The 22,202-nt window shown below is 38.5% G+C and carries 18 protein-coding genes and 2 tRNA genes; 15 read left to right on the top strand and 5 right to left on the bottom strand.

Going from position 1 to position 22,202, the window contains the following annotated elements; genetic code table 11:
• Positions 1-221: 221 nt before the first annotated feature.
• From V5290_RS01320 to ykgO, 11 genes are all read left to right on the top strand, one after another.
• Positions 222-1,274 (top strand): isopenicillin N synthase family dioxygenase, encoded by a 1,053-nt coding sequence (locus V5290_RS01320; protein WP_333380937.1) that lies wholly within the window; start codon positions 222-224, stop codon positions 1,272-1,274.
• A 1-nt stretch (position 1,275) separates the two neighbouring features.
• Positions 1,276-2,220, top strand: a complete 945-nt coding sequence (locus V5290_RS01315; RefSeq protein WP_333380935.1) for a hypothetical protein — start codon at positions 1,276-1,278, stop codon at positions 2,218-2,220.
• Positions 2,221-2,363: 143 nt separating this feature from the next.
• The gene (locus V5290_RS01310; protein ID WP_333380933.1) at positions 2,364-3,347 is read left to right on the top strand and encodes an ABC transporter substrate-binding protein; all 984 of its coding nucleotides are present in this window, start codon (positions 2,364-2,366) and stop codon (positions 3,345-3,347) included.
• A gap of 25 nt (positions 3,348-3,372) precedes the next feature.
• Positions 3,373-4,353 carry an ABC transporter permease gene (locus V5290_RS01305; RefSeq protein WP_333380931.1) on the top strand — a complete coding sequence of 327 codons (981 nt, stop codon included), beginning with the start codon at positions 3,373-3,375 and terminating at the stop codon, positions 4,351-4,353.
• A gap of 5 nt (positions 4,354-4,358) precedes the next feature.
• Entirely contained in the window at positions 4,359-5,255 is an 897-nt protein-coding gene (locus V5290_RS01300; RefSeq protein ID WP_333380929.1) for an ABC transporter ATP-binding protein, read from the top strand.
• Between the two features lie 73 nt (positions 5,256-5,328).
• Positions 5,329-6,096 (top strand): urea amidolyase associated protein UAAP1, encoded by a 768-nt coding sequence (locus tag V5290_RS01295; protein WP_333380927.1) that lies wholly within the window; start codon positions 5,329-5,331, stop codon positions 6,094-6,096.
• A 2-nt stretch (positions 6,097-6,098) separates the two neighbouring features.
• Positions 6,099-6,737 (top strand): urea amidolyase associated protein UAAP2, encoded by a 639-nt coding sequence (locus V5290_RS01290; protein ID WP_333380925.1) that lies wholly within the window; start codon positions 6,099-6,101, stop codon positions 6,735-6,737.
• 108 nt (positions 6,738-6,845) lie between these two features.
• The gene (uca, locus tag V5290_RS01285; protein WP_333380923.1) at positions 6,846-10,451 is read left to right on the top strand and encodes an urea carboxylase; all 3,606 of its coding nucleotides are present in this window, start codon (positions 6,846-6,848) and stop codon (positions 10,449-10,451) included.
• Positions 10,451-12,286 (top strand): allophanate hydrolase, encoded by a 1,836-nt coding sequence (gene atzF / locus V5290_RS01280; protein WP_333380921.1) that lies wholly within the window; start codon positions 10,451-10,453, stop codon positions 12,284-12,286. The genes uca and atzF overlap by 1 nt, the downstream gene beginning before the upstream one ends.
• Positions 12,287-12,489: 203 nt before the next feature.
• Positions 12,490-12,738, top strand: coding sequence for a type B 50S ribosomal protein L31 (locus tag V5290_RS01275; protein ID WP_333380920.1), 249 nt, complete (start codon positions 12,490-12,492; stop codon positions 12,736-12,738).
• 8 nt (positions 12,739-12,746) lie between these two features.
• Positions 12,747-12,872 (top strand): type B 50S ribosomal protein L36, encoded by a 126-nt coding sequence (gene ykgO, locus V5290_RS01270; RefSeq protein ID WP_113819944.1) that lies wholly within the window; start codon positions 12,747-12,749, stop codon positions 12,870-12,872.
• A gap of 103 nt (positions 12,873-12,975) precedes the next feature.
• On the opposite strand, the gene V5290_RS01265 is transcribed toward ykgO, so the two are convergent.
• The gene (locus V5290_RS01265; RefSeq protein ID WP_333380916.1) at positions 12,976-14,151 is read right to left on the bottom strand and encodes an MFS transporter; all 1,176 of its coding nucleotides are present in this window, start codon (positions 14,149-14,151) and stop codon (positions 12,976-12,978) included.
• Between the two features lie 129 nt (positions 14,152-14,280).
• On the opposite strand from V5290_RS01265, the gene V5290_RS01260 reads away from it, so the two are divergent.
• Positions 14,281-15,192 carry a LysR family transcriptional regulator gene (locus V5290_RS01260; protein WP_333380914.1) on the top strand — a complete coding sequence of 304 codons (912 nt, stop codon included), beginning with the start codon at positions 14,281-14,283 and terminating at the stop codon, positions 15,190-15,192.
• 70 nt (positions 15,193-15,262) lie between these two features.
• On the opposite strand, the gene V5290_RS01255 is transcribed toward V5290_RS01260, so the two are convergent.
• Complete coding sequence (locus V5290_RS01255; protein WP_333380913.1) at positions 15,263-15,553, bottom strand: DUF2218 domain-containing protein; 291 nt, start codon at positions 15,551-15,553, stop codon at positions 15,263-15,265.
• Between the two features lie 145 nt (positions 15,554-15,698).
• On the bottom strand, positions 15,699-17,687 hold the full coding sequence (locus V5290_RS01250) for a TonB-dependent siderophore receptor (RefSeq protein ID WP_333380911.1): 1,989 nt from the start codon (positions 17,685-17,687) through the stop codon (positions 15,699-15,701).
• A 122-nt stretch (positions 17,688-17,809) separates the two neighbouring features.
• On the opposite strand from V5290_RS01250, the gene V5290_RS01245 reads away from it, so the two are divergent.
• Positions 17,810-18,823 carry an AraC family transcriptional regulator gene (locus tag V5290_RS01245; protein WP_333380909.1) on the top strand — a complete coding sequence of 338 codons (1,014 nt, stop codon included), beginning with the start codon at positions 17,810-17,812 and terminating at the stop codon, positions 18,821-18,823.
• Between the two features lie 1,020 nt (positions 18,824-19,843).
• Here V5290_RS01245 and V5290_RS01240 read toward each other — a convergent pair.
• Together V5290_RS01240 and V5290_RS01235 are read right to left on the bottom strand one after the other, a co-directional pair.
• Positions 19,844-19,920: transfer RNA gene (locus V5290_RS01240), tRNA-Met, on the bottom strand.
• A gap of 133 nt (positions 19,921-20,053) precedes the next feature.
• Positions 20,054-20,130 (bottom strand) — tRNA-Met (locus V5290_RS01235).
• A gap of 436 nt (positions 20,131-20,566) precedes the next feature.
• Here V5290_RS01235 and V5290_RS01230 point away from each other — a divergent pair.
• Both V5290_RS01230 and V5290_RS01225 read left to right on the top strand, forming a co-directional pair.
• Positions 20,567-20,914 (top strand): hypothetical protein, encoded by a 348-nt coding sequence (locus V5290_RS01230; RefSeq protein ID WP_333380907.1) that lies wholly within the window; start codon positions 20,567-20,569, stop codon positions 20,912-20,914.
• 229 nt (positions 20,915-21,143) lie between these two features.
• Positions 21,144-22,040, top strand: a complete 897-nt coding sequence (locus V5290_RS01225) for a glucosaminidase domain-containing protein (RefSeq protein WP_333380904.1) — start codon at positions 21,144-21,146, stop codon at positions 22,038-22,040.
• The last annotated feature ends 162 nt before the right edge of the window (positions 22,041-22,202 follow it).

Below are 22,202 nucleotides of genomic sequence, written 5' to 3'. Positions count from 1 at the left end.
CCAATGTCTCTCATGCTTTTAATTTAGAATACCCTTTGAAGCGTAACCATGAATAATCACATCTGATTGCTCATTTCTTCTTTAATTGGTTCCCTCTAAATTATCAACATCAGTTATTAAGTTTATTTAATAATTTCGGGACGACCCGAACAGTAATGAAATATTACTGATAGATTCTGGACGACCAGCATCAAACTATGCTTTTAGAGGAGCTTAGCAAAATGCCAACATCTGAACATGGAACACATAAAGCTTTTACAGAGCTACCTGTTGTCGATATTTCATTATTATTCTCTGAACAATTGGAGGACCGCGTTAAGGCTGCAAAGGAATTAGATAAAGCCGCTAGAGATGCTGGTTTTTTATATTTAAAAGGGCATCAAATAACACCTGAATTAATGATTAATCTAAAACAGGTGGTTAAGGAATATTTTGAACAAGATGTAGATAGTAAAATGGCTAATTACATCGGTTTATCCAAAAATCATTCAGGTTATGTGCCTATCGGGGAAGAAGGTTTTTATAGTACAGAAGCTAAAAAACCTGACTTAAAAGAAGCGTACGATATCGGCCCTGATTCACCGAGTTTAATGGCGCGATTTGAAAAAGACGCCAACACCCAATGGCCTAGACATGAGGGTTTTAAAAAACATGTTAAAGCCTATTATGATGCAATGTTATCGTTAAGTCGTGTGTTGTTTCAGGGGTTTGCTTTAGCATTAGGATTACCTGAAGATACGTTTACACAACAACTTACTGTTCCGCCAAGTCAACTTCGTTTAATTCATTATTTTGATAACCCTGATGCGAAAGAAACTGATTCCGGTATTGGTGCTCATACTGATTATGAATTCTTTACTATTTTATTGCCTACGGCTCCTGGTTTACAGGTGTTAAATGGATCAAATGAATGGATAAATGTGCCATTAGTTGATGACTGTTTTGTTATTAATATTGGCGACATGATGGAACAAGTTTCAAATGGTTTGTACGTTGCAACCTCTCACCGCGTAAGACAAGTTAAAGAAGAGCGCTATTCTTTCCCATTCTTTTCAAGTTTAGATTACGACACTGTCGTTGCTCCAATTGAATCGCTAATAAAAAACGATGATACCTCCTCTTATGAAACCATTATTTGTGGTGATCACCTTCTTGCCCAAACAATACAAACCTTCAGTTATTTAAAAGAAAAATCAGCGCGTGGTGAAATCGATTTACCGGAAAATGCGAGAACACTTTTATCTTTTGGAAAACCAGAAATCAAGGAAGATTGATATGAACATTAAAACGCTTATTGAACAACATAGCAAACAGGCGACTAACTCTATCCCTGATTGGATGATTGGTTGTTTTAAACGTAGAAGTATCTCATTTGCGAATGGTGAAACGGATATGGATACACACGTGTTTTGGTTACAAGGTCGAAATTTAACCATCGATTTACGTTTACCGATTGAAGCGGAACTGGTGATGAATCAATCGTGGGATCAATGTTCTGCTGAAGCACTTTATCAATTAGCAAATTATGAAGGTTGGTCTGCTGATAGTATTTGGGAAAATAATCAGCTGAGTTGGTCTGGCGGTACTGCGTTTCAGATCCATAACCGCTGGCCTGAGCCTGCAATACTTTCACGAGTAGGTGATTGTATGATCGAAGCGTCGCCTTTTGAATCTTATGTAGAAGATTGGCGCATTACATCACGTGAACCCGGTGCTTTACTGAGCCTTGAGCTGATCAGCGAAGAAAATCTAACAACAGGTGAGTTACGTCATCAAGGTGGTGCATTAATCATTAATGGTAATTGGGCTGGCTTAGTGTTGGGACGTTCAAGTGATCTTGATTTAGATGAAAATATACAGTTAAGAGATCACGTTAAGCAGGCTTCTGCTGATATTTCTTTTTTAAAACAAGTCTTCAATTTTGAAACTTCTGTTGCTAAAGGCAATTTGACAGAGGGTTTTAACATCAACTTTTCTACTATGCCAACGCGCGTTGGTGAGTCTCTTTTTGAACTTGATGGTTTTGAGTTTGATGCAGAAACCAATGAAGTGTTTCAGTTTTTTAAAGAGGGAGAACAACAAATAAAACGTCGTTTCTCTATCGACACGATAGAAGCTGAATTTGCTTATTCAGGTAAAACGAAATGGCATGAAAAATCGAAAAAATGGTTTGATGCAGAGAAAGAAACAATCGGGCGTTATTTACAAAAGTTAACTTAATGAGAGCGTGTTTTATACGTTTACACATTGAGGATGTAAGTTATTAATTTAAAAAGAAAGTATGGGAACTGCGAAAGATAAAAAGCGAAGATTTATTATTCAATTGATTATTTTGTATAAACTTAAAACTAAAGGGGTCATCCATGAAAAACATTAAAAGTCTAATTAAAAAATGTACGCTTATTGTGTCGATGAGTGTCATGAGTTTCGTTGCTAACGCTGCGGAACCATTAAAAATCGGTTATTCCGATTGGCCGGGGTGGGTCGCTTGGGAAGTGGCAATAGAAAAAGATTGGTTCAAAGAAGAGGGGGTGGATGTTGAGTTTGAATGGTTTGATTACGTAGCATCAATGGATGCTTTTGCTGCAGGTAAATTAGATGCAGTAGGTATGACAAATGGCGATGCATTGGTGATAGGCTCATCTGGTGCAAAAGGCATTATCATTTTAGCAACGGATTACAGTTTTGGTAATGACATGATTATTGCTAAGCCTGGTATCAGTTCAGTTAAAGAATTAAAAGGTAAAAAAATCGGGGTAGAAGTAGGTTATGTGAGTCACCTTATGCTGTTAGATGCGCTTGAAAAAGCCGGCATGTCAGAATCTGATGTTGAATTGATTAATGTTCCAACGAATGAAACGCCACAAGTATTAGCCTCGGGTGATGTGGATGCGATTGTTGCATGGCAACCAAGTTCTGGTCAGGCTTTAACCGCTGTGCCAGGTTCAAAAGCAGTAGCAACCTCTAAAGATGCACCGGGATTAATTTACGATACTTACGTTGTTTCTCCAAGCTCTTACGCTACACGTAAAGCGGAATGGGAAAAAGTGGTTAAAGTTTGGTATCGCGTTGTTGATTTTGTTAACGATCCCAAAACAAGACCTGAAGCATTAAGCATTATGTCTGCACGTGCAGGGCTAAGCCCGGAGGCTTATGAGCCAATGTTAATGGGCGCTAAAATTCTAAGCTTAGCGGAATCTAAAGAAGCATTTAAGAAAACAGCTGAGTTGACATCTATTTATGGTTCATCAGAAGTTGCGAATGAATTTAACTTGAAATATGGTGTTTATACAGAGAGTCAATCTGTTGATAAATACATTGATCCTTCGATTACGTTAGGACTTTAATCAAATGTTGTCCGAGGCGATTATTATGGAAGATAAAGTGAAAGAAAAAGAACCATGGTTTGCTGTCGGGAAAGGTCTATCACCAGCGCGCGTGCGCTGGTTGACATTGTTTTCTTTTCTATTGCCTTTGATGATTTGGTCAGCGGTCAGTTATACCCCTTTTATTTGGCACCCGAAGATTGAAGTCACTGAACCAGGCGGGATCTCATGGTTTCAAAAAGGGATGTTAATTGACCGTGATGTATTCTCTTCTCAAGTTGAACAGGCGACATTAGATAATATTGCGCTACCTCAGGGAGATAGAGCAAACCCGGTTTATTTACCTGCACCACATGAAGTCGCTGTGGCTTTTTATACCGCTTTTACCACTGAACCAAAACGCAAGAGTGAACAATGGTTACATGAAAGCTTGTGGCACAGTATTACAGTGATATTTTGGGCATTTTTAATCTCATCCATTGTAGGTGTGCCATTAGGTATTTTATGTGGGACCTTTGCTGCCGTATCTAAAGTTCAAGAACCGTTTGTACAATTTTTTAGATACTTGCCTGCCCCAGCATTTGGTGCATTAGCAGTTGCCATTTTAGGTATTCATGACGGTCCTAAAATAGCAATTATTGTCATCGGTACGTTTTTTCAGCAAGTATTAATCATTGCAAATACCACCCGTAAAATTGATGTGTCTTTACTTGAAGCTGCTTTAACACTAGGTGCGAATAAATTGCAGATTATTTTTAGAGTAGTGATCCCGGGTGTGATACCCGATTTATATCGTGATTTACGTGTCTTACTTGGTTGGGCTTGGACGTATTTAATTGTGGCTGAACTAATTGGTACTAGCTCTGGTATTACTTGGTTTATTACTCAGCAAGCACGTTATAAAAACTTTGATAACGTTTTTGCGGCGATAATGATTATTGGGATTATCGGTCTCCTCTCTGACATAATTCTGGCCAAACTTGGGAAGCACTTATTCCCATGGGAACGCTCACAAAATAAGGCATAACCAATATGATTAATTCAGAATTACCAAGCTACCTTGAGCAAGAAGATCGTGTTGCTGAACGCTTTAAGAAGTTAAAAGAGCGAGAAGTCATTCTTGAGGTAAAAGATTTATATAAAAAATTTCCAACACCAAAAGGTGAAATAACTGCACTCAAAGAGATTAATTTTAAAACGCATCGCCGTGAATTTGTGTGTGTTATTGGTCCTTCGGGTTGTGGTAAATCCACCTTAATTCGGATCCTTGCAGGGTTAGAAAGTCCAACACAAGGTCAAGTATTGCTTGATGGTAAGCCTAAATCAGAACCCGGCCCTGATAGAGGAATGGTATTTCAAGGCTATACCTTGTTTCCTTGGTTAACCATTAAAAAAAATGTGATGTTTGGTTTACAAATGAAAGGCATGACCAATGTCGATGCAGAAAGTGAAGCAATGCAATGGGTTGACTTAGTTGGATTAAGTAAGTTTGCGGAGTCTTATCCTCACCAACTATCCGGTGGTATGAAGCAACGTGTTGCAATTGCTCGCGCGTTAGCAAATCAACCACGTATTTTATTGATGGATGAACCTTTTGGTGCGCTTGACCCACAAACACGCTTAAAGATGCAAACTAACTTATTAGAAATATGGCGAAACATTGATATCACGGTGTTGTTTATCACACATGATCTAGATGAAGCAATTTTCCTTGCCGATAGAATTTTAGTGCTTAAAGCTAACCCCGGTGAAGTGGAAGAGCTGATAGAAGTATCTGTTCCAAGACCAAGAAGCCCTGAACAATTTTTATCCCCTGAGTTTTTAGCAACTAAAAAGCGTTTAGAAGAGTTAATTCACCCTGAAGGTGAGGAAGACGATGAGGGATTTCAACTCATTCGAATGACGAATGTAGGTGATGATGTTGAATAACCAGTATTTAGAGTTATTCATTTTTGATGGTGGAAATAACTGCTGCCTATTAAAGGTGGTTTAGGAGAGCAAAATGCAACAAAATCAAAAGCATAGTCGCATTAAAGATGCGATTTATGAGGAACACATTCCAGGTGCAAGTCATTGGTCATTAGTGGTGCCAGCTGGGCACTTATTGACCGTTACTGACCTAGAAGGCGGTGCGAATGCATCCATGCTGTTTTATAACCCAAATAATTTATTAGAACGTTATAACGCGCCTGATACATTAAAAGGTCAACACACTTTCAAACTAACACAAGGACACTGCTTATATTCGGATATGGGGCGTATCTTCTGCTCTATTGTTAGTGATGATACAGGTTGGGTTGATAGTGTTGGTGGTGTAGCTAACAAGCAAAAAGTATTAGATAAATGGGGCGCACGTGACTATCAAGGTGACCACAATAACTGGTTACAAAATGGCTATGATAGTTTGTTAGTAGAAGTTGCTAAATATGGATTAGGCAAACGTGACCTTGCAGCCAATATCAATATTTTTAGTAAAGTAGCTAGCGATGATCAAGGTGATTTAAACTTTGTTGAGCAACATAGTAAAGCAGGCGATAGCGTTGGTCTACGTTTTGAAATGGACACGCTAGTGATTATTTCAACTTGTCCACACCCAATGAACCCTAGCAGTGAATATCCAAACCTACCGGTTTTATTATCTGTCAGTAAAGCTGCACCTGTTGCTGATGATGATCTTTGTGCAAACTTATGTGGTGAAAATACCCGTGGGTTTGAAAATAATCGTCGTTACCAGTGCCAACACGGCCACACACATACCGTAGGAGTATAATTATGATCACTGAAAGTCCACTACAAGCTGAACACGCCGTTCGTCGTGATATTGTGCCTGCTGGTGATTACTACATGAAAGTAGTGAAAGCAGGTCAAACCTTACGTATTTTAGATTTAGAAGGTAATCAAGCGGCTGATACCTTATTTTACAATGCGAATGATCCAAGTGAGCGTTACAGTGCAATGGATACGATCCGTGAACAACGCAATGTATATCTGACAGCGGGTACTAAACTGCTATCTAATGATGGTAATACGTTATTAGAAATTACCGCTGATACCTGTGGTCGCCACGATACATTAGGCGGTGCATGTGCAACAGAAAGTAATACAGTTCGTTACTCGTTAGAGAAAAAATGTATGCATGCTTGTCGTGATAGCTGGTTATTAGCGGTTGCTGAAAATCCACAATATGGCCTTAGCAAGCGTGATATTACTCATAACATTAACTTCTTCATGAATGTACCTGTTACTAAAGAGGGTGGATTAACCTTTGAAGATGGGATCAGTGGTGCAGGTAAGTATGTTGAAATGAAAGCAGCAATGGATGTGATCGTCTTGTTATCTAACTGTCCTCAATTAAATAACCCATGTAATGCTTATAATCCAACGCCTGTTGAAATGTTAGTGTGGGATTAAAACGACACAGAGATTGATTCAATACAATCAATGAGAATACAAGGACGACCTTGTTACTAATTTCTCAGTATTAATTCGGGACGACCCGACCTGTAAAAGGTCACTATTATGTTTACTAAAGTATTAATTGCCAATCGTGGTGCTATTGCTTGCCGTATTATTAGAACACTGTCTGCCATGGGCATCGAAAGTGTATCAATCTACAGCCAAGCAGATGCTGATAGCCTTCATGTTTCACAAGCTGACCATGCTTTCTCTCTAGGAGAAGGTAATGCTAAGCAAACCTATCTTGATATGGATAAAGTGATCAACATTGCTAAGCAATGTGGTGCACAAGCTATCCATCCAGGGTATGGTTTTTTAAGTGAAAATGTAGATTTTGTTGCTGCTTGTGAAGCTAATGGTTTGGTGTTTTTAGGACCAACTGCTGAACAGATGTTGCAGTTTGGTTTAAAACACCGAGCACGTGAATTAGCAGAGCAAGCAAATGTTCCATTATTGCCAGGTAGTGATTTATTAAACAGTGTAGAAGAAGCATTGCAACGAGCTGAAAAAATCGGTTATCCAGTGATGTTAAAAAGTACTGCTGGTGGTGGTGGTATTGGTATGCAACGCTGTAATAGTGCTGAAGAGCTAAGCCAGGCTTACGACTCAGTTAAACGATTAAGTGAAAATAACTTCAGCAATAGTGCGTTATTTTTAGAAAAATTTATCGTACAGGCGCGTCATATTGAAGTGCAAATATTTGGTGATGGTGAAGGTGGTGCAATCGCACTAGGTGAACGTGATTGTTCAGCGCAACGTCGTAACCAAAAAGTGATTGAAGAAAGTCCTGCACCAAACCTAAGCGAAGAGTTACGTAGTAAATTACATAAAACAGCGACACGTTTAGCGTCGATGGTGAACTATCGTAGCGCGGGGACTGTAGAGTTTGTATTTGACCAACAAGCACAACAATTTTACTTCCTAGAAGTAAACACTCGTTTACAAGTCGAGCATGGTGTCACGGAAATGGTGTACGGTGTTGACCTAGTAAATTGGATGGTTAGCTTAGCAGCTAATACCTTACCGACAGTGGCGGAGTTAGGCAGTAAATTAGTGGTGAATGGTCATGCTATTCAAGTACGTCTTTATGCGGAAGATGCTAATAAAGACTTCCAACCAAGTGCAGGTTTAATTAGCCATGTTAAATGGGCAACAGACGTTGAGCAAGGTCAGTTACGCATCGACCATTGGTTGGAAAGTGGCGTCGAGGTCTCACCATTCTTTGACCCTATGTTAGCGAAAGTGATTTGTCATAGTGAAAACCGTTCATTAGCATTAAGTGGTTTGAAACAAGCATTGTCCGATAGCCAAGTGTACGGTATTGAAAGTAACAAAGACTATCTATTACAACTATTAAACAACGATATTGTTGAAGCGGGCGAGTTGTTAACGCAAACCTTAAACCAGTTTACTTACTCACCAACGTCTATTGATGTCTTAGCTGGCGGTACACAGACTACGATTCAAGATTATCCTGGACGTAAAGGTTACTGGGATGTAGGTGTACCACCATCAGGCCCAATGGATAGTATGAGTTTCTGCTTAGGTAATACCTTGTTGGGTAATGCAAAAAGTGATGCAGGGTTAGAAATCACCGTGAGTGGTCCTACTTTACGTTTTAATAGTGCAACACGATTTATCCTGACGGGTGCAACGATTCAAGCAGAGCTAGATCAAGAAAGCATTGAAGTCGGAGAAATTATTACAGTAAAAGCAGGTCAAACGCTGACTTTAGGTAATATTCAAGGTGCCGGTGCTCGCAGTTATTTAGCCGTGCAAGGCGGTATTCAATGTCCAGATTATTTAGGCAGTAAGTCGACATTTACCTTAGGGCAATTTGGCGGTCATGCAGGGCGAGCTATCCGTACTGGTGATGTATTACATATTGAAGATATAACTGAAATTACCACTATCGACAATGCACTTACAGCTCAATTACCTGAAATCAGTGATGATTGGACAATCCGTGTTATTTACGGTCCACATGGTGCGCCGGACTTTTTCCAACCAGAAGATATCGACGCATTTTTTGATGCAACTTGGAAAGTACACTTTAACTCAAGCCGTACCGGTGTTCGTTTAATGGGACCAAAACCAAAATGGGCACGTAACGATGGTGGAGAAGCAGGATTACACCCTTCGAACATTCACGATAATGCCTATGCCGTGGGTACCATAGATTTTACGGGTGATATGCCGGTTATTCTAGGTCCAGATGGTCCAAGTCTAGGTGGTTTTGTTTGTCCGGTCACCATCATTAAAGCAGATTTATGGAAAGTAGGTCAGCTTAAAGCCGGCGCCACTATTCGCTTCCAAGCGGTGTCTATTGAAGATGCCCAACAGTTTGAATTGGCACAGTTAGCTGCAATTGAACAAGGTCAGTATCTACCTCAAGCGCTACCAAGTGTGCTGCCAGAAAGTGCAATTATTAAACAACTTGATAAAACAGCTTCAAATGAGCAAGTGGTATTCCGTGCCAGCGGTGAAGATTACCTATTAGTTGAATATGGTCAGCAGGTGTTAGATGTAGCATTGCGATTCCGTGTTCATGCTTTAATGCTGAAACTGCAAAGCCTGAACCTGCAAGGTATGCAAGAGTTAACGCCGGGTATTCGTTCGTTACAAATTCATTACGATAACTTGCAATTACCACTTAATCAGTTACTTGATATCGTGGTCGATGCGGAACAGAGTTTAGGTGATGATAGCCAACTGTCAGTGCCATCACGCATCGTTAATATCCCACTTTCTTGGGACGATTACGCAACACGTTTGGCGATTAAAAAATACGATGAATTAGTCCGTAAAGATGCACCTTGGTGTCCTGATAATATTGAGTTTATTCGCCGTATCAATGGTCTTGATTCTGTAGAACAAGTGAAAGAAATTGTGTTTAACGCTAGCTATCTTGTGATGGGCTTAGGTGATGTGTACTTAGGTGCACCAGTAGCAACACCGTTAGATCCTCGTCATCGTTTAGTGACCACGAAATACAACCCTGCAAGAACCTGGACGCCAGAAAATGCAGTAGGAATCGGTGGCGCCTATCTATGTGTTTACGGCATGGAAGGCCCTGGCGGTTACCAATTTGTAGGGCGTACATTGCAGATGTGGAATCGTTATCGCCAAACAGAAGAATTCAAAAAACCGTGGTTATTACGCTTTTTTGATCAGATCCGTTTTTACCCTGTGACTAGCGAAGAATTAACGCAAATCCGTAAAGATTTTCCACGCGGTGATTACCCATTAAAAATCGAAGAGACAACCTTTAGTCTTGCAGAATATCAATCGCAATTAAGTGCAGATCAAGAATCGATAGTGACCTTCAAAGAGAAGCAACAACAAGCCTTTGAAGCGGAACGCCAACGCTGGCAAGAGACCGGACAAGCTGATTTCGTAGCAAAAGAGATGACACAAATTGAAACGGATATTGCCACATTAACTGAACAACAACGTGGGGTAGACAGTCATGTGGCAGGCAATATTTGGCAAGTGTTAGTGAAGCCTGGTGAAACCGTCAAAGCGGGACAAACGCTGTTAATTTTAGAAGCAATGAAAATGGAAATAGAAGTGGTTGCACCTGCCGATGGCAAGGTGGTGAGTATTGTGCAAAAAGAGGGCTCACAAGTACATGCAGGGCAACGCTTAATGATTTTGGAGAAACTATAATGGATAAGTCAATGCAACAACAAAATATGAATATAGAAGAGTTAAAAGCGGCTTACCGTAGTGGTGAGTTAGACGTTAATACTTTTTTAAAAACCAAGTTAGCACAAGCCAAAAGTGATACTAGTAATGTTTGGATCAGCACCATTTCTGAACAACAACTTGAACAGATGCTAACATTACTTGAGTCTAAATCTATTGATGAATTACCGTTATACGGCGTGCCATTTGCAGCTAAAGATAATATCGATTTTGCTATGTTACCGACTACAGCTGGTTGTGAGGCTTACTCATTTCAGCCAACTGAGTCATCAAGTGTTGTAAAACTTTTGATTGAAGCTGGGGCAATTCCATTAGGTAAAACTAACCTTGATCAATTTGCAACGGGTTTAGTGGGAGTCCGAAGCCCTTGGGGGGCGGTGAACAATAGCTTTGATCCTGAGTATGTATCTGGTGGTTCAAGTTCTGGCAGTGCAGTGGCTGTTGCAACCGGTCAGGTTAGTTTCTCTTTAGGCACAGACACAGCTGGATCTGGGCGTGTACCTGCGGCTTTAAATAACATTGTTGGTATGAAAGCAACCAAGGGATTAATTAGTTGTACTGGCGTAGTACCAGCTTGTAAAAGCTTAGATTGTGTCACTATTTTTGCTAATAGTACTAGTGAAGTGAATCTAGTCTTAGATATTGCAGCAGAGCTAGATACCGATGATTGTTACTCTCGCGACAACCTACAGACCAACAGTGCCGCACATTATGATGTAAACAAAACATTAGCTGGTTTAAAAGTTGGTTTACCGGAAGCATCACAGCTGAGCTTTTTTGGTGACCATGGTGCACAAGCGTTATTTGAAAGTAGTGTTGAGCGTTTAAAAGCGGCAGGTGCAGAAATCATCACCATCAACTTTCAACCATTCTTAGATGCTGCGAAATTATTATATGAAGGCCCTTGGGTCGCTGAACGTTACGCTGCAATTGAAGCATTTTTCAAAGCAGATCCAACACAGTGTTTACCTGTAATACAAACTATCGTAGGTGGTGCAACCACACATTCAGCTGTAGATACCTTTATAGCAATGTATCGTTTACAAGCATTTAAAGTACAGTGTGATGCGATTTTAGCGGAATTAGATTGCGTATTAACGCCTACTGCAGGCACTGCATACCGCATCAAAGATGTTGAAGCTGATCCAATTCAACTTAATTCAAATCTAGGCTATTACACCAACTTCATGAATCTATTAGATTACGCTGCGGTTGCGTTACCTGCAGGTTTATTACCTTCAGGTTTACCATTCGGTATTACGTTGTTTGGTCCAGCATTTAGTGACCGTATGTTATTAAGTGTCGGTGCTCAGTGGCAAAAAATAATTGATTTTACTCTAGGCGCGACAGAGCATAAGCTATCTGATATTGAACTATCGTTAAGTTCAGAAGCAAAAGCAGGGCAAGTGGACATAGCGGTTTGTGGGGCACACCTAACGGGTTTTCCGCTTAATCATCAATTGACTGAGCGTGGCGGTTATTTAGTGAAAAGTACCACAACCTCTGCAGATTACCGTTTTTATGCGTTAGCGGGTGCTCCTCCATTTCGTCCTGGTTTGGTCAGAGTTTCAGGGCAAGGCGCAGCTATTGATGTTGAAGTATGGCGTTTACCAGAAAGCTGTGTGGGTAGTTTTTTAACGGGGATTCCTCAACCACTAGGACTAGGTAAAGTAGAGCTTGATGATGGTAGCTGGGTGACGAGTTTTATCTGTGAAGGTTATGCTATTCAAACAGCGAAAGACATTACCGAGTTTGGTGGTTGGAAAGCGTATATGGAAACTCAATCTAGCATTTAAATACATTAACGTTTATTAAATGAATAGCCACGTGATTGTGGCTATATCTTCCTTTTCTTCTAAATTTTTATCTCTTCTAAGATCATCTCTTAATGCAATTACAAACAAGCTAATGATAACTATTATCAAATATATCTTGCATAAAATTTCATTTTCAATTAAATTGTTATGTTATAACGTATCGATTTAATTAGAGGTTTATTATGAAAGAGAGTATCCACCCTAAATATCAAAAAGTAGCTTTTCATGACACGTCGGTTGATAAGTATTTTATCGTTGGTTCAACTTTACAGCCTACAAAAACAGTAGATATTGATGGGCAAACTTACCCTTATTACGCGATTGAGGTTTCAAGCGAATCTCATCCTTATTACACTGGTAAACAGACTGTTGTTGCACAGGATGGTCGAGTTGCTAAGTTTAATAATCGCTTTGGTAAATTAAAGTCTTAGGGGGTAATGTGAAAGTATTAAGTTCGTTAAAAAGTGCTAAAACACGTCATCCTGACTGTCAAATTGTGAGAAGAAAGGGCAAGTCTTACGTTATTTGTAAAACTAACCCTCGCTTTAAAGCAAGACAGGGGTAGTTCACCCAAATAAGAAAAATCAATGCTCAAAATACTTTGAGCATTGATTTTTAAGCAGTGTAAATAAACAACAATTAATTAAAGTTAGTTAAGTTAATGGTGATTAAGTTCTTTTAGCAAATGCGTTAAAACATGCACTACCGACTAAAAAAAGTAAACTAACTGCAATCACTCCCGGCCATTGATATAAAGCAAAGGCTTTTAATCCGACCATAGAGCCTATTGCCCCACCAATGTAATAACCAAGCATATAAATTCCATTGATACGGCTTTGTGCGCTTGGGTCGATACTGAATACACGTACTTGGTTTGCTACTTGCGCACTAAAAATACCGAAATCTATCAGTATAATCCCTACAATTAAGGCGATAAGATTACCTGCGAATAAACCTGTAATAACAAAGCCTAATGCAATCAATACTAAAGCAACCATCACTACATTTTTAGATCCTAGTTTATTTACCCATCTTCCTGCTAATTTAGCGCCAATCACACCAGCTAAGGCGATCACACCGAATAATCCTGCTTGTTGGGCATTATAGTTAAAAGGGGCATCGCTGACATGGATAGCTAATGTAGCCCACAGCACGTTAAAAGACGCAAACCAACAGGCTCCAGAGAAAGTATATTTCTGCAGTGATTTGTGTTTTATAAATAAGCTTAAGGTACTTTTAATTAATGCCCAATAACCCAATTGACTGTGTGGTTTATTTGATGGTAAAAAAATAAATAATAACACGCCAAAAATTGAAGATATGCCTGCTGACATAATAAATACAGCTCGCCAGCCAAATTGTTCCCCTACAAAACCACTCAAAGTTCGTGATAATAAAATGCCTAAGGTTAATCCCATCATTAAGGTGCTTAAGGTTGCACCTTTATTCTCTGCTGACACCATGGAAGCGGCAAAAGGGATTAATTGTTGCGTGATATTCGCGCTGACCCCAATTAAAAAAACTGCAATTAATAATAAAAATAGATTGGGTGAAAAGACTGCGAGTAAACAGGAAGCAACTAATAAGCTAGATAAACAAGCGATTAAACGACGCCTTGCGATAGCATCCCCTAATGGTGAAATAAACAATAATGCAAAAGCATAACCGAATTGAGTTAACGCTGGAATACTGCCTAATTGGCCATTAGTTAGTCCAAACTCTTGTGCTATTAAAGGTAAAATAGGTTGGTTGTAATACAGGTTCGCCGCTGTGGCGGCAATCGCAGTGGTCATCAGTAATAAAATAAAGCGACTTAAAGATGGGCTAGTGGTGTTTGTTGGCATTTTCGACTCTCAAAATAATAAATATAGGTGAAGCATAAAAGAACATTCGCAATAACAAAAATGTTAATATTTTATTGAATCTATACGATAATGGTATTAATTGGATTATTTAGAATAAGGAGCTTTACGATGGATATTAAATCCTTAAAAAGTTTTGTGGTGGTGGCTAAGCATAGAAGTTTTTCTGAAGCTGCACGCGAGTTAAATACAGTCCAACCAGCGATAAGCCGCCAGATAGCCGCTTTAGAGGATGAGTTAAGCGTCAATTTATTTAAACGAACTTCCAGAGAGGTAAATATTACCGAAGCAGGGAAACAGTTATTAATAGATGCAACCGCTATTTTAGCGCTGACTGAGCAAGCTAAAACACAGGTTAAACGTGCTAATAATGGACAAATTGGGACGCTGCATATTGCTCACCTCAGCTCAGCTTGTTTCACCTTTATGGCCAAATTAGTACGACGTTATAAGCGGCAATACCCTGAAGTGCATGTGGTCTTACTAGAGATGACTGCAACAGAGCAAATTGATGCATTACAATCAGGGCGAATCGATATTGCTTTTTCACGTCCTTTACCAAGCAGTATTGCATCAGATTTTATAAGTCATAATATTTACATCGATAAATTAACTGCGATCGTGAATCAAGATCATGCATTAGCCAACCAACAACAAGTGGAATTAAATCAGCTAAAAAACGAATCTTTTATTATATTTAATCGAGACGAAGCACTTGGGTTATTTGATGAAACTATTATGCAATGTAAACAATCCGGATTCTCTCCTAATATTGTGAGCCAGCCTAGGCACATGCAGACTCTAGTCACAGAAGTAGCCGCTGGGTTAGGTGTCGCAATTGCTCCCTATTGTGTTCGAAAGCTATATAACGATGGTTGCCACTTTATTGACTTAAAAGAAGTAAACACTGAAATCCCTTTGCAACTACAACGTAGAAAAGATACTCAAAGTGCGATTGTTGAGGAATTTACTGAGATGACTTTAGCACTGAAAGGGGAGATAGCGCAGAGTATGTTGAATTAATGACTGTATAAGATAATAAAGTAATGTTTCTTCCTGCAGCAGGAAGAAACCGTTTTATTTGTAATAGTGGCTATAGGTTTGACCAAACAATACTGATGGTTTCTCTTCTAGAAAGCATGGTGACATGTTGTTCTAAAATTTTTTGTATTGTCGACAGTTTATCTTGTGAATCTGCGTTGCAATGTACAGTTAATTCATTGTCTTTCTTTGAATAGGTAAACTCACAATCACCCATAGCGAAGTTAACTTTACCCGTTTGCTCATCCCACTCTGCAGGAACTTTACGCGAAAAATGTTTGCATAGCGTCTGTAAATAACGCCCTGCATTTTCTGACTTAATTAATGTTTTACTGTTGTGCATGTCACTTTGTCCATATTAATACCAATCACAGCCATTAAGGGCCTGGCTTGCTTATTAAATAAGTTAAAATTAGGGGGCTTATTAAATATCATTGGCATACAAAAGAGAGTTAGAGGCTCTCTTTTGTATTGATATCTAAATAAAGTTAAAATTGATAAGCAGCTGACAACTTAAAGTTACGACCTGGTTCATAATCATCTAGTGTGTAACCACGAGCTGAACCAGTTCTTGAGGCATGAGAGGTGTATAACTCATCTGTCACATTATCAATACCAAATGTTAGTTGAAGGCCTTCAATGCTTGATGGCATCCATTGAGCATAAAGATCATGTGTGTTGTAAGCTTCTTTAACAGCGCTATCATCTTCCACATTGTCTTCTTCTAATACAAAGTTTGATGTCCAGCCTACTAACAGATCAAAAGAGGTTAGCTCATAATCTAGTGAAAGTGAGATGCTGTCGCCTATATCCATACTACGACCATTTGCATCCAGTAGAGGACCTCCAGTGGTTGTATTGTCTGAATCTGAGCGAGAGTAAGATAATTTAGTGAAGAACGCGTCATAGCCATAACTTGTACTTAACTCAAAGCCTTTGATTTCAGCGTCACCAATATTCTCGATTAGGTACGAACCATCATCTTGATAAGTTTCTGTAATGTAATCATCAATATTAGTTTGGAACACAGTTGCACTAGCGCTTACTGAATGCTCACCAAAGAACTCCGAGTAACGTATGCCCACTTCACTGTTTAAACCTGTTTCTGCTTTAATATCATCATCTAAATAAGCAACATCTTGATACTGAATAAAGGTTTCAAGTAGCTCAGGGCCTTTAAACAAGCTACGCGCACTCGCAAATAAACTAACAGAATCGGTCACATCCCAATCAACACCTAAGCCCCAGGTGACATCATCAAATATTTTGTCACTGGTTTCAGCATCACGACGGAAATTATCGTAACGAAGGCCGGCTGTCACAGAGAAGTCATCGGTGAAGTAAAAGCGATCTTCAATGAAAATAGCGCTAGAAATCGCATTTTCATCCATGTAATCAGTATCACCATAAGTACTGCTACTGTTTTGATGAACAAAATCGATACCATAGCTGAATTGGTTATCGAAATTAGCAATTACTAGGTTAGATTCAAACAGAGCGTTAGCACCGACGTTTTGGTTTTTAGCAGTATTAACTGATACACGATTAGTTGGCCATACGCCTTCCATGACTGTTTCATCACGGGTAATTTCAGTTGTGCTGATGTAAACATTGGCTTTACCGCTGTGTTTGTTGCCTTTTAGCTGGTAAGAAGCGGTGAATGTGTCGCGGTCGTAATCGGTAGGGATTAATAAATCGCCACTTAATCCTACATTGGCATCACCAGACATATCTGGGCGAGGGTTGTAGTCGCCACTGTCACGGTACATATCGTAACTTAATTCAAAACGATGCTTAGCTGAAGGTTCAAAACCGACTTTAAATAAGATGTTTGATACTTTACCTGCTGACCCATAGGTTTCAGTACCATCACCATCTTCAAAATTATCACGGTCGACGATATTCCCGTAAATCATTGCGTCTACTTTATCGCTTAACATGCCGTAGACGGTTAAAGATCCTTGTTGGTTATCATTTGTTGCGTAACCACCATAAATACGCGCACCAACTCGCTCTCCATTACGAAGTAAATCTTTACCATCTTTGGTTTCGAACAGCACTGTGCCGCCTAAACCTGATTGAGTTACAGAATTATTACCTACCTCAATATCGACAGATTTAAGGATATCTGGGTTTAATGTTAGGTTACCGATATGGTGGAACATATTTGCATGCTGCGAAGCACCATCTAAGCGAATATCCAAGTCACTTTCGCCTAAACTACGTACATTAATTCGTTGTGTTAATGAGTGTGTTCCACCCACATCAACACCTGGAATATCACGAAGTAGATCCGACATATGGTCTGCTTGCTTTAATGAAATATCTTGGTCGCCTAAGTTTTCTGAACTACTTGATACGCTAGTTCCCCATACCACTATTTCATCCATAACTTGTGAATCATCTGCAATAACTTGAGTGCTAAGCCCCAATAAAACAGCGACACATACTTTATTTCTAACTGCTTTGAATTCCATTTACTTCCCTTAAATTATAATTAGTAATGATATTTATTCGCGTTTATAATAGGGGAGTTGATGGAGACAGAACAGCTTAATCAATTATGCAAAATAACCATTATGTTATGAGGAAGGCGCACATGGAAGAGGCTAATAAAAATACCCTGAAAGGGTGTGGAACACGTTGTTTAGAGCAACATGATCAGCAAACTGTTATTTCTGAAAACTATTCTCGTCATATTTCATCATCACAAAAAGCACCACCTATAGCGCTTTCTGAAGGGAAACTGATCTCCTATCAAGTGAATAATGGCTTTACCTTACAGGGTGGCAAAACCCATGAATTGATAGATTTTGAAGTATTATCGACAGTGCAAAAATCCTTGGTGATTGTGATTTTATTAGAAGGAAAATTAGCCTTTGGTTATGATTCACTTAATTTTGAACTAGATGCTGACTCTCATTGTAATGCTGTTTTAGTCAATCTCAGTAAGCCTGCAAGCTTCCATCGTCAATTATATGCAGACAACCATGTTACTAAACTCAATATTAGTTTACCGATCGAGTGGGTGGAAAGTAGATGTGAGCAAGGAGAAGCTTTTCGTGCCTTTTTAACGCAGCATCTCGCTTATTTTAAATTACGTTTGAACAAGCGCGTTTTATCATTAAGTAAAGATTTAATCAGGTTAAGTTCTCCCCAGAACTTTATGCAAAGAATGCAGGTTGAAACCTTAACATTGAGCTTATTTATGGCTATTTTTGAACAGGTAAAAGAAAGCAATATTAAAAATAGCCTAGAAGCAGATGTTTATAATGTAAAAAGCGTAGATAACCATTTCGATCAAAGGTTAGACCATTTGATGGTGTATATCGAATCACATATTGATGAGTCTATTTCAATACAAACCTTATCAGAAATATCGGCTATGAGTGCTTCCAGTCTGCAACGTAAATTCAAAAGCACATTGGGATGTAGTGTTAACAGTTATATTCGTCGTCGCCGTTTAGAGATAGCAAAACAGCAGCTAGCAAGAGGTGCGGTATCAATTACTGAAGCAGCTTATAATGCAGGTTATCGTCATCCTTCAAACTTTACTAACGCGTTTAAAAAGCATTTTGGGCAATCACCTATTAATTCTATTAAGAAAAATTAACGTACCTTTTCTAAAATAATTACTTTTTATTTTAAAAATAAATATCTATAAGATGCTGATTTTTAATAAGAGAGCGTTTAGAAGGGTATTGAATAAGAAGTGGTCGCGAGAGCAGGATTTGAACCTACGACCTTCGCCATTGTTTATAGAGAGCTGAGCCCGATGAGCTACTAAGTTACTTTGCATTAGTTTCCAATAAGCATTAGCTCTAATTAATTAAATTGCTTTTAAAAGATTTAATGAAACATATATAGTTTGGAGTTGAGTTGATTTTGGTAATAAAGAGTTTAGCCCGACGAGCTAGCAAGTTACTTTGAATTAGTTTCTAATAAACATTAGCTCTAATTAATTAAATTGCTTTTGAAAGTTTCAGTGAAATATTTATATAGTTTGGAGCTGAGTTGATTTTGGTAATAAAGAGTTTAGAAATAGGGTAAATAAGAAGTGGTTGCGAGAGCAGGATTTGAACCTACGGCCTTCGCAATTGTTTACTGAGAGTTGAGCCCGACGAGCTAGCAAGTTACTTTGAATTAGTTTCTAATAAACATTAGCTCTAATTAATTAAATTGCTTTTGAAAGTTTTAATAAAAGAGTTATATAGTTTGGAGCTGAGTTGATTTTGGTCATAAAGAGTTTAGAAAGAGGATAAATAAGAAGTGGTTGCGAGAGCAGGATTTGAAGCTATGACCTTCGCCATTGTTTACTGAGAGTTGAGCCCGACGAGCTACCAAGCTGCTTTAAATTCGTTTCTAATAAACATTAGATCTAATTAATTACTATTGAAAGTTTTAACGAAATATATAGTTTAGAGTTGGTTTTGGTAATAGAGGGTTTAGAAAGGGGTTAAGTAAGAAGTTGTTGCGAGAGCAGGATTTGAAGCTATGACCTTCGCCATTTTTTACTGAGAGTTGAGCCCGGCGAGCTACCAAGTTACTTTGGATTGATTTTAATAAAGGGGTTATATAATTCTAGGTGAGTTATATATAATGAAATAGGGGTTAGAATAGTATCAGTAAGAAGTGGTTGCGAGAGCAGGATTTGAACCTACGACCTTCGGGTTATGAGCCCGACGAGCTACCAAGCTGCTCCATCTCGCGTCCGATATTTTAAATATTTTACTTAATCTTCTTAAAAAGAAGTGGGTTGGGAAAGCAGGATTTTAACCTATGTCCTTCGCCATTGTTTATAGAGAGTTGAGCCCGATGAGCTTTTCTTCCTTTAAACAAAAATTGGTTGCGAGAGCAGGATTTGAACCTACGACCTTCGGGTTATGAGCCCGACGAGCTACCAAGCTGCTCCATCTCGCGTCCGTTTAAGTGCGGCGAATGATATAGAGATCACATTATAATGCAAGTGTTATTTAGAGAAAATAAGCAAATCAAGTGCCAGTTGCTTAAAGAATGGGCTAATTGTTATTTTTAAAACCTATTAGATGCATATTTAACCAGTTATTATCAAAGTACAATGTACTACAGTTGATGTAAGTATCGTTTTATTAAATTGTGTAGATAGTAGGAAAGGTGTTTACTTGAAAAAGTTGCCGTTCAGCTCAATAAATACACGATCCGGTTTATGTTTTGATTAGTTATTAACCTTCAAAGTATTGTCATCACACTATTATATTAAGCGAAGCACTTTTGTAGCGTTATAGCGTATTATAGTAATACATATAATAGTTGTTAATTGATAGTCGTCTATTTGATTACCAGCTTATTCACTCATCTTATTTATGTAGAGGTCAATATGGACAGCAATGGTTCTAAACCAGGCGATTCAGTTCTTCGTGATTTAACCGGATTTATGCCAAGGGCATTTATTATTATTATTGCAGTAGCTTACATGTCAATTTTAACCATTCCTCCTGTGGTGCAATCATTAGGTTTACCAGCTTTACCAATGGTTTTGGGTATCATGCTTATTCAATACATGCTGTTATTTTATGTCGGTAAAATCCATGGTGATGGCATTTTAAAAACCATGAGAAATAATGGTTTTATTGGTTGGTTAATGTGGTTAGCGCTGGTTTGTATGTTAATGCTACCTGTTATCCACCTATTAACGCTTGTTGGCGTTATTCAAACGGGTATTTAAATTAGTTATTTTATAAAAATTTGAGCAGGTGACATGATAAATTTATTTGTTACCTTGTTCCTTTTCGAGTAATCTCCTGCCCTTATTTAATAAGTACTGCATTAATTCATCTCATTATTAAGTCTACTCATCTCATTTTATCGTTTGAAAACTACGTAGAATAACGACTTGATCGTTTCTTTGTTGAATTTCGTATTAAAATAAATATACAAAATTGGAAACTTACATTATGAAAAAATTGCTAATTATTACTTTAATGACTTTATTCTTTATTTCAGCTTGTTCTGAGAGTATTTCACCTGCAGATAAACTAATGTCAGATCCTAAAGAAGTTAAAATTTCTTCACTAGAAGATTTAGACTCGGTGTTTACTGAACTGCACTACACTCAGGAAGATTGGGAAAAGGGCGATAAAGAAGTGCCAAGGTTAACGTTTGAAAAAGTGAACCCTAAATGGCAAGAAGTTTCAAAGAATATGCCTGTAGAAAATAAGAAAACGATTTTTTTACGTCTGATGCTGCCCTTAGTGCTTGTTTCTAATGAGCGTATTCTTCAAGAGCGTGAAATTGTTAAGTCTGCAAAATTAACTTCTGCAGAGCTTATCGCGATAGGTGTGAAATATAAGGTAGTAGATAAAGGTGCTGGCAGCTTAACTAAGCAGCAACAACAGGATCTGCTAACGCGCGTTAATACTATTCCTCCATCATTAGCGCTTGCACAAGCAGCAGAAGAAAGTGCTTGGGGGACTTCTCGCTTTGCACTTGAAGGTAATGCTTTCTTCGGGCAGTGGGATTTTAGCGGTAACGGTATAAAACCAAAGCAACAACGCACTGAGTTAGGTAACTACGGAATTAAACGTTTTGATAGTCCGTTAGCTTCAGTGGAAGGGTACATGTTAAACATTAACTCAACATCTGCTTACCAATCATTGCGCGATTTAAGAGCGAAAGAAGTGGCTGCTGGAAAAAACTATTCTGGTACGTTATTGGCAGGTACATTAATTAAATATTCTGAACGTGGACAAGCTTATATTGATGGTTTACGTCATTTAATTAGTTATAACAAACTTGGATTAACTGATGATACTTATTTATCGAATAATAAATTAGTGCATTTGGTGTACTAATTCGCACCAGCTAGTCATTTTACTAAGGCTAACAATACGATTTAACGAGATAAGCTTTGGGGAAGTGATGTTAAAACCCCAACTTAACTCAATTTTTTTGACAATTATTATTACTAGCGTTTGCATCTGATCACGGTTTTCAGTGGCATCTACATGAAGAAG

Origin of the sequence: Psychromonas arctica (assembly GCF_036697365.1) — a bacterium.
Lineage (GTDB): Bacteria > Pseudomonadota > Gammaproteobacteria > Enterobacterales > Psychromonadaceae > Psychromonas > Psychromonas arctica_A.
Note: the sequence above shows the minus strand (reverse complement) of the source record. Positions and strands in the feature narration are given on the sequence as shown.

Bases quoted from the DNA above. Each gene is read 5' to 3' on its own strand.
- V5290_RS01320 (WP_333380937.1), top strand. From the start codon at position 222: ATGCCAACATCTGAACATGGAACACATAAAGCTTTTACAGAGCTACCT.
- V5290_RS01315 (WP_333380935.1), top strand. From the start codon at position 1,276: ATGAACATTAAAACGCTTATTGAACAACATAGCAAACAGGCGACTAAC.
- V5290_RS01310 (WP_333380933.1), top strand. From the start codon at position 2,364: ATGAAAAACATTAAAAGTCTAATTAAAAAATGTACGCTTATTGTGTCG.
- V5290_RS01305 (WP_333380931.1), top strand. From the start codon at position 3,373: ATGGAAGATAAAGTGAAAGAAAAAGAACCATGGTTTGCTGTCGGGAAA.
- V5290_RS01300 (WP_333380929.1), top strand. From the start codon at position 4,359: ATGATTAATTCAGAATTACCAAGCTACCTTGAGCAAGAAGATCGTGTT.
- V5290_RS01295 (WP_333380927.1), top strand. From the start codon at position 5,329: ATGCAACAAAATCAAAAGCATAGTCGCATTAAAGATGCGATTTATGAG.
- V5290_RS01290 (WP_333380925.1), top strand. From the start codon at position 6,099: ATGATCACTGAAAGTCCACTACAAGCTGAACACGCCGTTCGTCGTGAT.
- uca (WP_333380923.1), top strand. From the start codon at position 6,846: ATGTTTACTAAAGTATTAATTGCCAATCGTGGTGCTATTGCTTGCCGT.
- atzF (WP_333380921.1), top strand. From the start codon at position 10,451: ATGGATAAGTCAATGCAACAACAAAATATGAATATAGAAGAGTTAAAA.
- V5290_RS01275 (WP_333380920.1), top strand. From the start codon at position 12,490: ATGAAAGAGAGTATCCACCCTAAATATCAAAAAGTAGCTTTTCATGAC.
- V5290_RS01265 (WP_333380916.1), bottom strand. From the start codon at position 14,151: ATGCCAACAAACACCACTAGCCCATCTTTAAGTCGCTTTATTTTATTA.
- V5290_RS01260 (WP_333380914.1), top strand. From the start codon at position 14,281: ATGGATATTAAATCCTTAAAAAGTTTTGTGGTGGTGGCTAAGCATAGA.
- V5290_RS01255 (WP_333380913.1), bottom strand. From the start codon at position 15,553: ATGCACAACAGTAAAACATTAATTAAGTCAGAAAATGCAGGGCGTTAT.
- V5290_RS01250 (WP_333380911.1), bottom strand. From the start codon at position 17,687: ATGGAATTCAAAGCAGTTAGAAATAAAGTATGTGTCGCTGTTTTATTG.
- V5290_RS01245 (WP_333380909.1), top strand. From the start codon at position 17,810: ATGGAAGAGGCTAATAAAAATACCCTGAAAGGGTGTGGAACACGTTGT.
- V5290_RS01230 (WP_333380907.1), top strand. From the start codon at position 20,567: ATGGACAGCAATGGTTCTAAACCAGGCGATTCAGTTCTTCGTGATTTA.
- V5290_RS01225 (WP_333380904.1), top strand. From the start codon at position 21,144: ATGAAAAAATTGCTAATTATTACTTTAATGACTTTATTCTTTATTTCA.